General features: G+C 66.9%; 7 protein-coding genes and 5 pseudogenes. 9 read left to right on the top strand and 3 right to left on the bottom strand.

Features of this window, described 5'->3' with window-relative positions:
• Positions 1-64: 64 nt before the first annotated feature.
• Together KZ491_RS07320 and gshB are read right to left on the bottom strand one after the other, a co-directional pair.
• On the bottom strand, positions 65-940 hold the full coding sequence (locus tag KZ491_RS07320) for an energy transducer TonB (protein ID WP_222565170.1): 876 nt from the start codon (positions 938-940) through the stop codon (positions 65-67).
• On the bottom strand, positions 937-1890 hold the full coding sequence (gshB, locus tag KZ491_RS07315; protein ID WP_222565169.1) for a glutathione synthase: 954 nt from the start codon (positions 1888-1890) through the stop codon (positions 937-939). The genes KZ491_RS07320 and gshB overlap by 4 nt, the downstream gene beginning before the upstream one ends.
• 193 nt (positions 1891-2083) lie before the next feature.
• Between gshB and pilG the strand changes: the two genes are divergently transcribed.
• The 5 genes and pseudogenes from pilG to KZ491_RS12965 all read left to right on the top strand — a co-directional run.
• On the top strand, positions 2084-2482 hold the full coding sequence (pilG, locus tag KZ491_RS07310) for a twitching motility response regulator PilG (RefSeq protein ID WP_222565168.1): 399 nt from the start codon (positions 2084-2086) through the stop codon (positions 2480-2482).
• 18 nt (positions 2483-2500) lie between these two features.
• Positions 2501-2866 carry a response regulator gene (locus KZ491_RS07305; RefSeq protein WP_043957695.1) on the top strand — a complete coding sequence of 122 codons (366 nt, stop codon included), beginning with the start codon at positions 2501-2503 and terminating at the stop codon, positions 2864-2866.
• Positions 2863-3420, top strand: a pseudogene (locus KZ491_RS07300) (chemotaxis protein CheW); the annotation flags it as partial. The gene KZ491_RS07305 and the pseudogene KZ491_RS07300, both read left to right, overlap by 4 nt.
• A gap of 67 nt (positions 3421-3487) precedes the next feature.
• On the top strand, positions 3488-5509 hold the full coding sequence (locus KZ491_RS07295) for a methyl-accepting chemotaxis protein (RefSeq protein WP_222565167.1): 2022 nt from the start codon (positions 3488-3490) through the stop codon (positions 5507-5509).
• A 76-nt stretch (positions 5510-5585) separates the two neighbouring features.
• A pseudogene (locus KZ491_RS12965) lies at positions 5586-8396 on the top strand (Hpt domain-containing protein); the annotation flags it as partial.
• A 166-nt stretch (positions 8397-8562) separates the two neighbouring features.
• Here the strand turns inward: KZ491_RS12965 and KZ491_RS12960 are convergent.
• A pseudogene (locus tag KZ491_RS12960) lies at positions 8563-8886 on the bottom strand (pentapeptide repeat-containing protein); the annotation flags it as partial.
• On the opposite strand from KZ491_RS12960, the gene KZ491_RS12955 reads away from it, so the two are divergent.
• The 4 genes and pseudogenes from KZ491_RS12955 to KZ491_RS07285 all read left to right on the top strand — a co-directional run bounded on the left by KZ491_RS12955 (position 8773) and on the right by KZ491_RS07285 (position 13392).
• Entirely contained in the window at positions 8773-9399 is a 627-nt protein-coding gene (locus KZ491_RS12955; RefSeq protein ID WP_425493125.1) for a pentapeptide repeat-containing protein, read from the top strand. The pseudogene KZ491_RS12960 and the gene KZ491_RS12955 overlap by 114 nt on opposite strands.
• A pseudogene (locus KZ491_RS12950) lies at positions 9306-9698 on the top strand (Hpt domain-containing protein); the annotation flags it as partial. The gene KZ491_RS12955 and the pseudogene KZ491_RS12950, both read left to right, overlap by 94 nt.
• 315 nt (positions 9699-10013) lie before the next feature.
• A pseudogene (locus tag KZ491_RS12945) lies at positions 10014-11921 on the top strand (response regulator); the annotation flags it as partial.
• Positions 11911-13392, top strand: coding sequence for a chemotaxis protein CheB (locus KZ491_RS07285; RefSeq protein WP_222565165.1), 1482 nt, complete (start codon positions 11911-11913; stop codon positions 13390-13392). The pseudogene KZ491_RS12945 and the gene KZ491_RS07285, both read left to right, overlap by 11 nt.
• Positions 13393-13395 lie beyond the last annotated feature (3 nt).

Genomic DNA, 13395 nt, shown 5'->3' with positions numbered 1-13395 from the left:
GCTGTGCGGCTGGCGAGTCTGTTCCGTCGAGCCGGCGTGAGGCGCGGCAGGCCACAACCGCTGCTCAGCGATCCACCAGCTCCCCGCCGGCGAGGAAGGCCCAGGTGCGCGTCACATGCAGGATGTCCGGGTTGTCGTCGGTCTGCGGCAGCGGCGGGTAGGGCTCGGCGAGCCGGGCGATCCGCAGCGCCGAGGCATCCAGCAGCGGAATCCCGCTGCTCAGCACGATCTGGGAGTTCTCCACACTGCCATCGCGTCGGATCGCAATGCTGATCACGACCTGGCCCGCGAGGCGACGCCGCCGCGCTTCATCAGGGTAGTTGAGGTTGCCGACCCGCTCGACCCGGTCGACCCACTCGCGCAGATACCCCGCCCACGCGTATTCCGTCGTGCTGGCGGACACGAACTTGCGCTTGGGCCGCTTGGCATAGCGCTCCGACCGCAGGTGGATCTCCGCGGCCAGCCGGGCCATCGCCATGTCGCGGTCGATTTTCTCCTGTCCCGGCGGCAGTGCGCGCTCGGCCGGCTCCGGGGTCTCCTGTGCGCTGGCAACCGTATCCTCGCCACGGGTGCTGGCGATAATCCGCGCCTGCGGCGGTGGCTGCTGTGTCGGCGACTGCGCGCGAAGTTCCCGTGGGGCCTGGCCGTCGGCATCCTGCGGCAACGGCCCGGACTGGTTGTCCCGCGGGCGCACCGCGCGCTCGCTTTCCCCGCCGCCGTCATTGTTGGCCTGGGCGAGAAAGTCGGCCTGCTTGGGAGTGAGGGCGCTGGTGGTACGGGTGAGTATGACGTCCAGCGTTGGCACCACCGGGGCGGCGAGTTCCATGCTGAAACCCACGCCAAGCAGAAGCACCGCATGCAGGATCAACGACAACACCATTGTCGCGCCCAGACGGTGGCGCTCGTCCGTGCCGGTCATGGATGCCGCGGCCACGCTCATGCCGAGGCGGCAGCCCGCGCTTCGATGGCGTCAAACAGGCCCGCGGAGATATTCAGGCCGAACTGGGCATCCAGCTCACGGATGCAGGTCGGGCTGGTGACGTTGACTTCGGTGAGGTAATCGCCGATCACATCCAGGCCGACGAAGAGCATGCCGCGCCGCTTCATCTCGGGCCCCACCTGCGCGGCGATCCAGCGGTCGCGATCGCTCAACGGGCGTCCTTCCCCACGCCCGCCTGCGGCAAGATTGCCGCGGAACTCATCGCCCTGAGGAATGCGCGCCAGGGTGTAATCCACCACCTCGCCATCGACCAGAAGGATGCGTTTGTCGCCCTCGCTGATCTCCGGCAGGTAGCGCTGCGCCATCGCCAAGCTGCCTTCGCCGACCAGCGTTTCCAGGATGACATTGGTGTTGGAATCGCCGTGGGTCACGCGGAAAATCGAGCGGCCGCCCATCCCGTCCAAGGGCTTGAGCACCGCTTCCCCATGTTCGGCGACGAAGGCCTTCAGAACCGCAGCATCCCGGCTCACCACCGTCGGCGGGCAGCAGTGCGGGAACAGCAGGGCGGCGAGCTTCTCGTTGTAATCACGCAGGCCCTGCGGATCGTTGATCACAATCGCGCCGGCAAGCTGGGCCAGGCTGAGGATCTGCGTGTCATGGATGTAGTCGTTGTCGACCGGCGGGTCGCGCCGCATCAGCACGACGTGGCCGCGACCCAGGTCAATCTGTGATGTGGAGCCCAGATCGAACCATCCGTCCGGATCGTCGCGAACGGTTAATGGCGCCATCGATGCGACCGCCTTTCCGTCGCGGAGTCCGAGGCGTCCTGGCATCACGTACCAGAGCCTGTGCGAGCGACGCTGCGCCTCCAGCAGCATGGCGAATGTAGAGTCCTTGGCGATCGTGATGGATTCGATCGGATCCATCACGACGACGATATCAAGCGGCATGGCAGGTGGCCTTGGCAGGGATCGCGTGGATGGTAGCAGGCAGGCTGCCGGCCAGCGTCCGGACCGCGCGCATTCAGCAAGGGATCGATCCCGGAAACGCACTTGACACCTTGCGTACGGCTTGGAATAAAGGGACCCTAGCTGGCGCGACGGGGAATTCGCGCGCGCTCCGCAATACTGGGGAAAAGGGAACATGCAAGACGAGGTCCGCAGCGGCCGCCTCGATGGGTTGCGAGTCATGGTGATCGATGACTCCAAGACCATCCGGCGAACCGCTGAAACATTGCTCAAGCGCGAAGGCTGCGAAGTGGTGACCGCCACCGACGGCTTCGAGGCACTGGCCAAGATCGCGGACCAGAAGCCACAGATCATCTTTGTCGACATCATGATGCCGCGCCTGGATGGCTATCAAACCTGCGCGTTGATCAAGAACAACCAGGTGTTCAAAAGCACCCCGGTGATCATGCTGTCCTCCAAGGACGGCCTGTTCGACAAGGCGCGGGGCCGCATCGTCGGCTCCGAGCAGTACCTGACCAAACCATTCACGCGCGGGGAACTCCTCGACGCCATACGAACACACGTCAACGCCTGACCGGGGGGTAGGGCATATATGGCACGCATTCTGCTGATCGAGGATTCGCCGACGGATACGGCGGTCCTGACCCAATTGCTGGAGCGCAACGGACACGACGTACTGGTGTCGGGGAATGCGGAGGACGGCATCGAGATCTGCCGCCGCGAGCAGCCCGACCTGGTGTTGATGGACGTGATCCTGCCCGGCATGAACGGTTTCCAGGCGACCCGCGCGCTGTCGCGTGACGAGAAGACCAGCACCATTCCCGTGCTGATCGTCAGCACCAAGGGGATGGAGACCGACAAGGCCTGGGGCCTTCGCCAGGGCGCTCGCGACTACATCGTCAAACCGCCGCGCGAGGACGAACTGGTTGCGCGCATCAACGAGTTGCTCGGCCCGTGAGTCCATCGGGCATCGAGCGGGTTGACCCGTTCGCCATCCTTCACGACTACGAGCGTCGCAGCCTGGACCACGTCGCCGGCCTGCCCGAGCAGCTGGATGCTCCCGGGATGTGGCGCGGGGTGGGCTACCGCGTGGGCTCGCGTCGTCTGGCGTCGAGCTTCGACGAAGTGCTGGAAATCCTGCCGTTGCCGCAGGCCACGCCTGTGCCCGGTGCCCAGCCCTGGCTGCTGGGCCTGGCCAATGTGCGCGGAAACCTGCTGCCCGTGGTCGACCTCAAGCATTTCCTGGAAGGCGAGCGGACGGTCCTCCACGAAGGCCAGCGGATGCTGCTGGTCCGCCAGCCCGGCGGTGACGTGGCGGTCCTGATCGACGAGTTGTTCGGCCAGCGCAGTTTCAACGAGTCACAGCTCGACCCCGAGGCCGTCCGCGCGTCGGGTCTGGGTGAGGGTCGCTATTCGTACTTCATCGACCGGGCCTACCGTCTGGGCGAGCACACCTGGGGCGTTTTCAGCCTGGACCGGCTGGCACGCACCCCCGAGTTCCGACACGCAGCGCTCGATACCCCACGGGTCGAGCAGTCCGCTACCGAAAACCACGCCAGCACCGAAATTGAGGTCGATCATGAGCACTGAGATGAATTCCGTCGCCGGCAAGGGCCGTACCGTTGGCTCCAACACCTGGCTCGTGGTGCTGGGCATTTCCGTACTCGTCCTTGCGCTCAACGTGGGCTACGCCACCTACAAGGCCAGCTTGCTCAGTGGCGCCGGATCGTCGGCCAGCAGCCTGCAGGTGGCCTCGCAGCGTCTGGCGGTGCAGGGACGCGAGGCGGTCAGCGGTGATGAGGCCGCCTACGCCGCATTCAAGACCACCAAGGGCGAGGTGGTTTCCGACATTGACGAGCTCAACGCCACCTTCGGCGACACCCCCGGAGTGTCGGGTCCCATCGCGACCGTCACCAAGACCTGGGCGCCGCTGGACAAGAGCGCCGAGCAACTGATCGCCAGCGAGAAGGCGGTACTGGGCCTGGCGACCAACGCCAACAGCTTCGAGCAGCAGGTCCCCGACCTGCAGGCGCGCCTGGATGAGCTGGTGCGGGCGATGTCTGCCAGCGGCTCGCCGTCTTCGCAGGTCTATTACGCGCTGCGCCAGGTGGTGCTGTCGGGCACCATGGCCCGCCGCGTGACCGAGATCCGCGCCGGCGGGCGCAACGCGGAAGCGGCGGGCGAAGGTCTGGCGCGTGACGCGGCGGTGTTCGGCAACGTGTTGGCCGGCCTGCGCAACGGCGACGAGGCGACCGGTATCACCCCGCTGGCGAACGCGGGCGCGGTAGCTGCGCTGGCCCAGGCCGAAGCGCTGTGGAAAACCATGAAGACCGACCTGGACGCGATTTTGGCGACCTCCCAGGACCTGTTTGCGGCCCAGGCGGCGGCTGACGCGATCACGACAGGCTCCGACAAGCTGCTGGCCGACAGCGAGTCGCTGTTCAACGCGTTCAACGCGCTCGGCACCTTGAAGGACCCCAGCCTGCTGGGCAACCTGTGGGTGTCCATCATTGCCGGTGCATTCGCCCTGGCCGCGATCGTTGGTCTGCTGTTCTCGCTGAGCAAAGCGCAGCGCGACCGGTACACCACCACCAAGGAACTCAACGACCGCAACCAGGAGGCGATCATGCGCCTGCTGGATGAAATGGGCTCGCTGGCGGAAGGCGACCTGACGGTTAAGGCGACGGTGACCGAGGACATGACCGGCGCGATTGCCGACTCCATCAACTTCGCCATCGAGCAGCTGCGCACCCTGGTGCAGACGATTACCGACACCTCGGTGCAGGTCGCGTCCAGCGCACAGGAAACGCAGGCCACCGCCATGCACCTGGCCGAGGCCGCCGAGCACCAGGCGCAGGAGATCACTTCCGCCTCCAGCCGCATCAGCGAGATCGCGACCAGCATCGACCAGGTCTCACGCAACTCCGCCGAGTCCGCCGACGTGGCGCAGCGCTCGGTGCAGATCGCGACCGCCGGCGCGGGCGTGGTCCGCCAGACCATCCAGGGCATGGACTCGATCCGCGACCAGATCCAGGAAACGTCCAAGCGCATCAAGCGGCTGGGCGAGAGCTCGCAGGAAATCGGCTCGATCGTTGAACTGATCAACGACATCTCCGAGCAGACCAACATCCTGGCACTCAACGCGGCGATCCAGGCGGCATCCGCCGGTGAGGCCGGCCGCGGGTTCGCGGTGGTGGCCGACGAAGTGCAGCGGCTGGCGGAACGCTCGTCCAACGCGACCAAGCGGATCGAGTCGCTGGTGCAGGCCATTCAGGCCGATACCAACGAGGCGGTCAGCTCGATGGAGCAGACCACGACCGAGGTGGTCGCCGGTGCGCGCCTGGCCGAGGACGCCGGCACCGCGCTGGGCGAGATCGAGAAGGTCTCCTCCGACCTGTCCGGACTCATCCAGGGCATCTCGCTGGCGTCGCAGCAGCAGTCCGGTGCGGCGGCCAACATCACCCAGACCATGAACACGATCCAGCAGATCACCTCGCAGACCACGCAGGGTGCCAACCAGACCGCGCAGTCGATTGGCAACCTTGCGCAGATGGCCTCCGACCTGCGTCGTTCGGTCGCCGACTTCACGCTTCCTGCCTGAGCCCCGCATTGGATCGAAGGATGAACAGCATGACCGCCGGCCGACGCCTGCACCCGCTGCGTAAGTGCGCAGCGCAATGGAGCATCGCGCCATGACGGTGATGCGCGATGCAATCGACACCACCACGCTGGGCTGGATCAAGCCGGAGCTGGACGAGACCCTGCGCCAGGCGCGCGAGCAGATCGAGGCCTACGCCGAATCGCCCGATGATGGCGAGGCGATGCGCGTGTGTGCCAGTCACCTGCACCAGGTGCACGGCACCTTGCGCATGGTGGAGCTGTACGCGCCGGCGATGGTCGCCGAGGAAATGGAGCGGCTCGCTCTGGGATTGCTGCACGGCGAGATCGCCAACCGCGACGTCGCGTGCACGATCCTGATGCGCGGTGCCGTCCAGCTGCCCGACTACCTGGAGCGCCTGCAGGGTGGGCACCGCGACATTCCCATCGTCCTGCTGCCGCTGCTCAACGAGCTTCGCGCCACGCGCGGCGAGGCGGGTTTGAACGAAAGCGTCCTGTTCGCGCCCAACCTCGACCGCCCGCTGCCCGGCGACCTGCCGGCGCCGGTCGTCGAGGAATCTCCGACCATCCGCACCGGTGTGCAGCCGCTGAGCGCCAACCTGACGGGCTTGCGCGAGGCAATGGCGCAGTGGCCGGAGGGCGGCGAGCCTGCCGATCCGGCCCGACTGGCGGAAGTGGTGGATGGCCTGTTGGCGGAAGTCTCGGTGGAGCCGCTGCGGCGGATGCTGTGGGTGGCCTCCTCGGTGGCCGGCGCGCTGCGCGACGGTGCCTTGCCCGCGACCCGCGCCCTGCGCCAAGCATTCGGCGGGGTTGAGCGCGAAGCGCGCCAATTGATGCGTGATGATTTCACCGTTCCCGGCATCGAGCCCAACGCCGAGCCGACGCGCCAATTGCTCTATCACGTGGCCCACAGCGACGGCGGGCATCCGGCTCTGGACAGCCTGCGCAAGACCTTCGAACTGGACAGCCAGCTGCCGTCGGAATCGGAGCTGGATCACGCCCGCGGCAGCCTGAGCGGCCGCAACCGGGCGTTGCTGGACACCGTGTCGGCGGCGATCAAGGAAGACCTGCTGCGGGTCAAGGATGCCCTCGACCTCCACCTGCGCACTGGCCAGACGGGAGTCGAGGACCTGCGCCCGCAGGTCGATGCCCTCGGTCGGGTCAGCGACACCCTGGGAATGATGGGACTGGGCGTCGCGCGCGGCGTGGTGATGCAGCAGCGCGACGCGATGCACGAGATCGTCGCCGGCAACCGCGCCGCCGACGAATCGGCCTTGCTGGATGTGGCCGGCGCGTTGTTGTACGTGGAGACCTCGCTGGACGACCAGGTTGCACGCCTGGGCCTGTCGGATGAGCGCGCCGACAAGGACCTGCTCGAGAGCGAGTCGCGCAAGGTGCTTGAAGTGGTGGTGCGCGAGGCGATCGGCAACTTCGGTGACGCCCGCCAATCCTTCGTCGCCTTCGTTGAAACCAACTGGGATCACGCCGAACTGGTGGAAATCCCGCGCCTGCTCGATGAGGTCTGCGGCGCACTGCGCATCCTCGATCTCCACCTGCCGGCGGATTACCTGCACGGGGTTAAACGCTACATCGAAGTCGAGCTGATCGGCCGCAATCGGGTTCCGCACGGCAAGCAGCTCGACACCCTGGCTGACGCCCTCGCCAGCGTCGAGTACTACCTGGAGGCGCTGCGCGAGCAGCGCCCCAACCGCGATCGCATCCTTGAAATCGCGCGCTACAGCCTGGAGGCACTGGGCTATTGGCCCGTGCCCGGCGAGCAGGCCGAGATGGAGCAGCCGTCCTCGCCGGTGTCGGAGGAAGACGAAGAGAATGCTGCCGCCGCTCTCGACCAGTGGGCCGCCAAGGCGCGCCAGATGGATGCGCCGCGCCGGAGCGAGGTCCCGTTGGAGGCCTCGGCATCGATCTCACCGCCGGTTTCCGGAAGCGCAGATGAGGTTCTTTCGCAGGAGGCCGCGGAGGCATCCTCCATCCCGTCGTCTGACGCGCACAGCGAAGCGGTGACCACTGTCGCAGCGCTGGACGGCACCGACGGTTTCGCGCAAAGCGACGACATCGACGACGAAATCCGTGAAGTCTTCCTGGAAGAACTCGACGAGGAAATCACCAATCTCGGCAGGATGCTCGAGCAGTGGCGCCACGCCCCGGAAAACATGGAGCAGCTGCGCGGCATCCGCCGCGTGTTCCACACGCTTAAAGGCAGCGGCCGACTGGTCGGCGCCAGGACCCTGGGTGAATTCAGCTGGAAAGTCGAGAGCATGCTCAACGGCGTGCTCGGCGGAACCCGATTGGCCAGTCCCGCCGTGGTGGCGCTGGTAGAGCACGCGCACGCTGCCCTGCCGCAATTGCACGCGGCGCTGGCGGGCACCGGTACCGTTACCGCCGACCTTGCGGGTCTGGAAGCGGTCGCCGACCGGATCGCCGAAGGCCAGGAAGCGTTCTATACCGCGCCCGCAGAAGAAGCGGTTGTGCCCGAAGTTGCCGAACCTGCGGCTGATGACATCGCTTCGGAGCCGGCGGCCGTGGACGCAGAGGTGGGGCTGGAGCAGGGTATTCCGGCATCGGTCGACGCCGTGCTGCTGGAGATCCTGGGCAGCGAGGTTGCCGGCCATCTGGAGACCATGCATCAGTGGCTGAACGAGGCTCGCCTGATGCCGCAGCCCGCGGACGATCGCCTGCAACGCGCCATCCACACGCTCAACGGCGCCTTCGCGATGACCGAAGTGCCGGTAATCACCGACATCACCACCCCCGCCGAAGCGTACGTACGCCGCTTGCTGGCCGCCGGAGAACCCGCCAGTGCCGAGGGCGTTGCCGGCATCGCGGCGGTCTGTGCGGCGGTCGAGCAAACCTTGACGGCCCTGCAGTCCAGCCATCCGCGGATTCCGGCATTTGCCGGGGTTGCCGAGCAGCTGGTGGCACTGCGCGACAGTCTTCCGGATGTCCGCACGCAGCACGTGGCCGATCCGGAAGTGCCGCTGCCCGGCAAGCCGACTGTTGGCCCCTCCGTGGTCAACCTCACTCCGTACGTCGCGCCGGAAGAGGAAGGTGCGGAAGCCACTGTGGAAGAGACGGCCGCAGAGCGGGTCGAGGCCGAGCGGAATGAGGCCGAGCGGCTCGAAGCGGAGCGGATCGAGGCTGAGCAAGTCGAAGCTGAGCGGGTCGAGGCCGAGCGGATCGAAGCCGAACGGCTCGAGGCTGAGCGCATTGAGGCTGAGCGGATCGAAGCTGAGCGGATCGAAGCTGAGCGGATCGAGGCCGAGCGGATCGAGGCCGAGCGGATCGAGGCCGAGCGGATCGAAGCCGAGCGGATCGAAGCCGAGCGGATCGAAGCCGAGCGGATCGAAGCCGAGCGGATCGAAGCTGAGCGGATCGAAGCTGAGCGGGTCGAAGCTGAGCGGGTCGAAGCTGAGCGGATCGAAGCTGAGCGGGTCGAGGCTGAGCGGGTCGAGGCCGAGCGAATCGAAGCTGAGCGGATCGAGGCCGAGCGGATCGAAGCCGAGCGGCTCGAAGCCGAGCGCATCGAAGCTGAGCGGCTCGAAGCTGAGCGGATCGAAGCCGAAGACGCCGCCGAATATGCACGCCTTGAGGCGCAGTACGAGGCTGAGCGGACTGCGCTCCAAGACCACGCCCAAGGCTCCGGTGCCGAGGTTGCGGAAGCAGACGAACCCAGCGCCGACGCAGAGTCGTCTGCACCGCAGCCAATGCCGGAAATCGCATCGGCCTCCGAGTCGCCGGCCGAGGCCGATTCGGATCACGGGCTGGCGGAAGTTCTCGCAAGCGCAGAGCCGATCGTTGCAGCTGCGTCCGCCGCGTTCGCGACGGTCGAGGATCCCGATGAGCCGCTCGATCTGAGCGACCTGGACCCGGAGCTGATCGACATCTTCGTGGAGGAGGGCAGCGACCTGCTGGACCACTCCGACTCGCTGCTGGCCCAGCTCCGCGAGAGCCCCGGCGACGACGAACTCCTGGTAGGTCTGCAGCGCGACCTGCATACACTCAAGGGCGGCGCCCGCATGTGCGGGATCATGGAAGTCGGCGAACTCGGCCACGTCATGGAGTCGCTGCTGGAAGCGGTGGTCGGACAGACGTCGGAGCTCGGCAGCGACGGCGTGCCGTTGCTTGAACGTGGATTCGACCGCCTGCACGCCATGCTGACGCGTGTCGGTGATCGCCGCGCGATCGCGATGCCGGCTGCGCTGATCAACGAGTTTGAAGCGCGCGCCAGCGGCGAAGCGACGCTTCCAGAACCCGTCGAGTCCTCGGTGGAGGCGCTTGGAAAGCTGGGGTCCGAAGCAGTGGCGCCTGTCGCTGCCGAATGGATACAGGATTCCCCGGTGACCAGCGAGGTGGCAGACCCGGCGCCGTCGGAGGAAACCGACTCGCCCGAGTTGCCGGAGACGTCGGTATCCGAGGACGCCCCCGACGACGTCGACAGCGCGGTCCCGGTTGCGCAGGTGATCCACAAAACCATCGACCTCGGCCCGCTTTCCGCGCCGATCGTCGAGCAGCAGGATGACGACGACGAGATCGGCATCCGCGCGCCGCAGGAACAGGTGCGCATCCGTGCAGACCTTCTCGACCGGCTGGTCAACTACGCCGGTGAAGTCGCGATCTATCGCGCGCGCTTGGAGCAACAGCTGGGTGCATTCCGCGGCGCGATCGGGGAAATGGCGGCCACCAACGAGCGCATGCGTGACCAGTTGCGCCGTCTGGAGATGGAGACCGAAGCCCAGATCGTCGCGCGTTATCAGCGCGAAGGTGAGGACGCCGAGCAGACCTTCGATCCGCTGGAACTGGACCGCTTCTCCAACCTGCAACAGCTCTCGCGCGGCCTGTCCGAATCAGCCGCCGACCAGAGTAGCCTGCAGGTCACCCTGGACGATCTGACCCGCCAGTACGAGACCTTGCTGCTGCAGCAGTCGCGGGTCAGTTCCGACCTCCAGGAAGGCCTCATGCGAACCCGCATGGTGCCGTTCGATGGCCTGTTGCCGCGCCTGCGTCGGGTCATCCGCCAGGCCTCCGGCGAGTTGGACAAGCAGGTCGCGTTGAAACTCGATGGCGCGCAGGGCGAGTTGGACCGCAACGTGCTCGAGCGCATGACGGCGCCGTTGGAGCACATGCTCCGCAACGCCATCGCGCACGGCGTGGAGACGCCCGAGCAGCGACGCAACGCAGGCAAGCCCGAGGAAGGTACGGTCCGAATCGCCATCCGGCGTGAAGGCTCCGAAGTGGTACTCGAGGTCAGCGACGACGGTCGCGGACTCGACAGTGCGGCGATCCGTCGCCGCGCCGGGGAGCGCGGCCTGATCGCGGCCGACGCGGTGTTGAGCGATTTCGCGCTGCACTCGCTGATCCTCCAGGCGGGCTTCTCCACGGCCGATTCGGTCAGTCGCCTGGCCGGACGCGGCGTGGGCATGGACGTGGTCGCAAGCGAGGTTCGCCAACTCGGCGGCTCGTTGGACATCCAGTCCCGCCCGGGCCAGGGCACCACGTTCGTGCTGCGGCTGCCGCAGACGCTGGCAGTCACCCAGGCGGTGTTCGTCAAGATCGGCGAGACCACCTTTGCCGTGCCGATTGCCTCGGTCCGCGGTGTCGGCCGCATCGCCCGGGAGGAACTGGTCGACGAGCACGGCCAGCCCCGCGAGGCCAGCTACCGCTACGGTGGTGACGAGTACACGGTGTACGACCTTGGTCAGCTGGTCGGCCAGGCTCCGGCGAAGGCCGAAGGCCAGCTGCAGATGCCCGTGCTGCTGATCCGCTCCGGAGACCTGCACGCCGCGGTGACGGTTGATCAGGTCATCGGCAACCGTGAGATCGTGGTCAAGCCGGTCGGCCCGCAGGTGGCATCGATGCCGGGTATCTTCGGCGCGACCATCATGGGTGATGGCCGGGTCGTGGTGATCCTCGACGTGGCTCCGCTGGTGCGGCGCATGGTGTCGATGCCGTTGTCCGCGGCGATTGCGCCCGTCGCCGCGATCGAGTCGCGTCCGGTTCCGCTTGTCATGGTGGTCGATGATTCGGTGACCATGCGCAAGGTCACGGGCCGGATTTTGGAGCGGCACAACTTCGAGGTCGTCACCGCACGCGATGGACTGGATGCGTGGGAGCGGATGGCGGACATGGTTCCGGACCTGATGCTGCTCGACATCGAAATGCCACGCATGGACGGCTATGAGCTAGCGACCCGGATGAAGGGCGAACCACGTCTGCGCGACGTTCCGATCGTGATGATCACTTCGCGGACCGGGGACAAGCATCGCCAGCGTGCGATGGAGATCGGGGTGGATCGCTACCTCGGCAAGCCGTATCAGGAACCCGAATTGATGCGCAACGTCTACGAGCTTCTCGCCCTTGAAAACCGCCATGCGCAGTGATCCCTTGAAGGTCGCCCTGCTGGCGCGCGAGGGTGCGGCACGCGCTCGGCTGCGCGAGGTGATCGACGCGGCAGGCGCGCAATGTGCGCTGGAGTCGGACCCGCAGGACATCGATCCGGCCGACGTCATGGCGAGCGGCGCGAAAGTCGTGCTGGTGGCGCTGGACCCGCAGACCGAGGACGCGCTGGAAGCGTTCGACGAGATGCTGGCGAACCCCGAACTGGAGGTTATCTACGAGGAGGCCAGCCTGGCCGTGGCGCGCGAGGGCTGGGACATGGCGCGCTGGCAGCGGCATCTGGTGGCCAAGATGCAGCGCCATGGCGACGTGCTACCGCCCGGAACCGAGCAGGAAGCACCAGAGACGTCGAGCCCGCCGCGTCCCGTCGGGGTTGCCGCCGAACCGGGCAGCGCCGAGGTTCAAGCGGACGCCTGGTCGGCCTCGCCATCCCAGCCCATTGAGACGGTCGCCTCCGAGGCCGTGGACACGATCAATCCGTTTGATCCCGTGTTCGCGGAAACCGCGGAGGACGAGTCGGCCCAGGTTCCTGCCTTCGCGCCAGGCGACGTCGCCGACGGACTGGATCTGAGCCTGAGCCTGGATCCGATGGTCGAGTACGAGGATCCGGCTGACGTCGAGGTCACTTTGGCCGCGGGCACCGGTGGGCAGCCCTCATCCGCAGCAGAGCCCGATCCGGCGGTTCCGCCGCTGGAAGCCGGCTACGAGCCGGACATGTCCACCATCGCGCAGACGCCCGTGGATGGCACGGCGTTCGAACAGGACCCCGGCTCATCAGGGCGCTTTGGCGTGCTTAGCCTGGACGACGGCTCCACCCCGCTGGCGGCCAGTGAGTCGGCGGGTGCCGACGCGCGTTTCGCCCGTGATATCGACGAGCTTGAGGAGCGAATCGCCGGCTTGAGCCTGGTGGACGACTCACCCAAAAAGGAGCCCGAGACTGCGCGTGGCGCGGTCCTTGTGCTCGCCGGTCTTGGTGGTCCGGATGCGGTTCGACAACTCGTCGCGGCATTGCCGGCGGAGTTCCCGCGCCCGATCCTGATCCAGCAGCGCCTGGACGGTGGGCGTCATGACCGGCTCGTGGCGCAGATGCAGCGCGCCACCGAGCTGCCGGTGCGGCTTGCCGAAGCCGACCAGTACGCGATGGCCGGCACGGTCTACATCCTGGCCGATGGTCTGGGCATCGATGTCAGCGATGCCGGAATCCGCTTTCACGCTGGTAGCGAGCTGGTCGCCGCGTTGCCGGCCAGTGACAGTGCAGTGCTGTTGCTCAGTGGCACCGACCCGTCGGTGGTGGATGCAAGCCTGCGGCTTGGCTGGGCGGGCGCGCTGGTCGCCGGTCAGTCCGCCGATGGCTGCTACGACGCCACCGCATCCGCATCCTTGGCCTCGCGCGGTGGTGAAACCGCGACCCCCGCGGAATTGGCGCAGCGACTGGCCGAACGCTGGCCTGACTGAGGA

The sequence above is a fragment of the Novilysobacter antarcticus genome (assembly GCF_019802285.1).
In the GTDB taxonomy this organism is placed as follows: Bacteria; Pseudomonadota; Gammaproteobacteria; order Xanthomonadales; family Xanthomonadaceae; genus Novilysobacter; species Novilysobacter antarcticus.
This window is presented reverse-complemented; position numbering and strand designations above follow the sequence as displayed.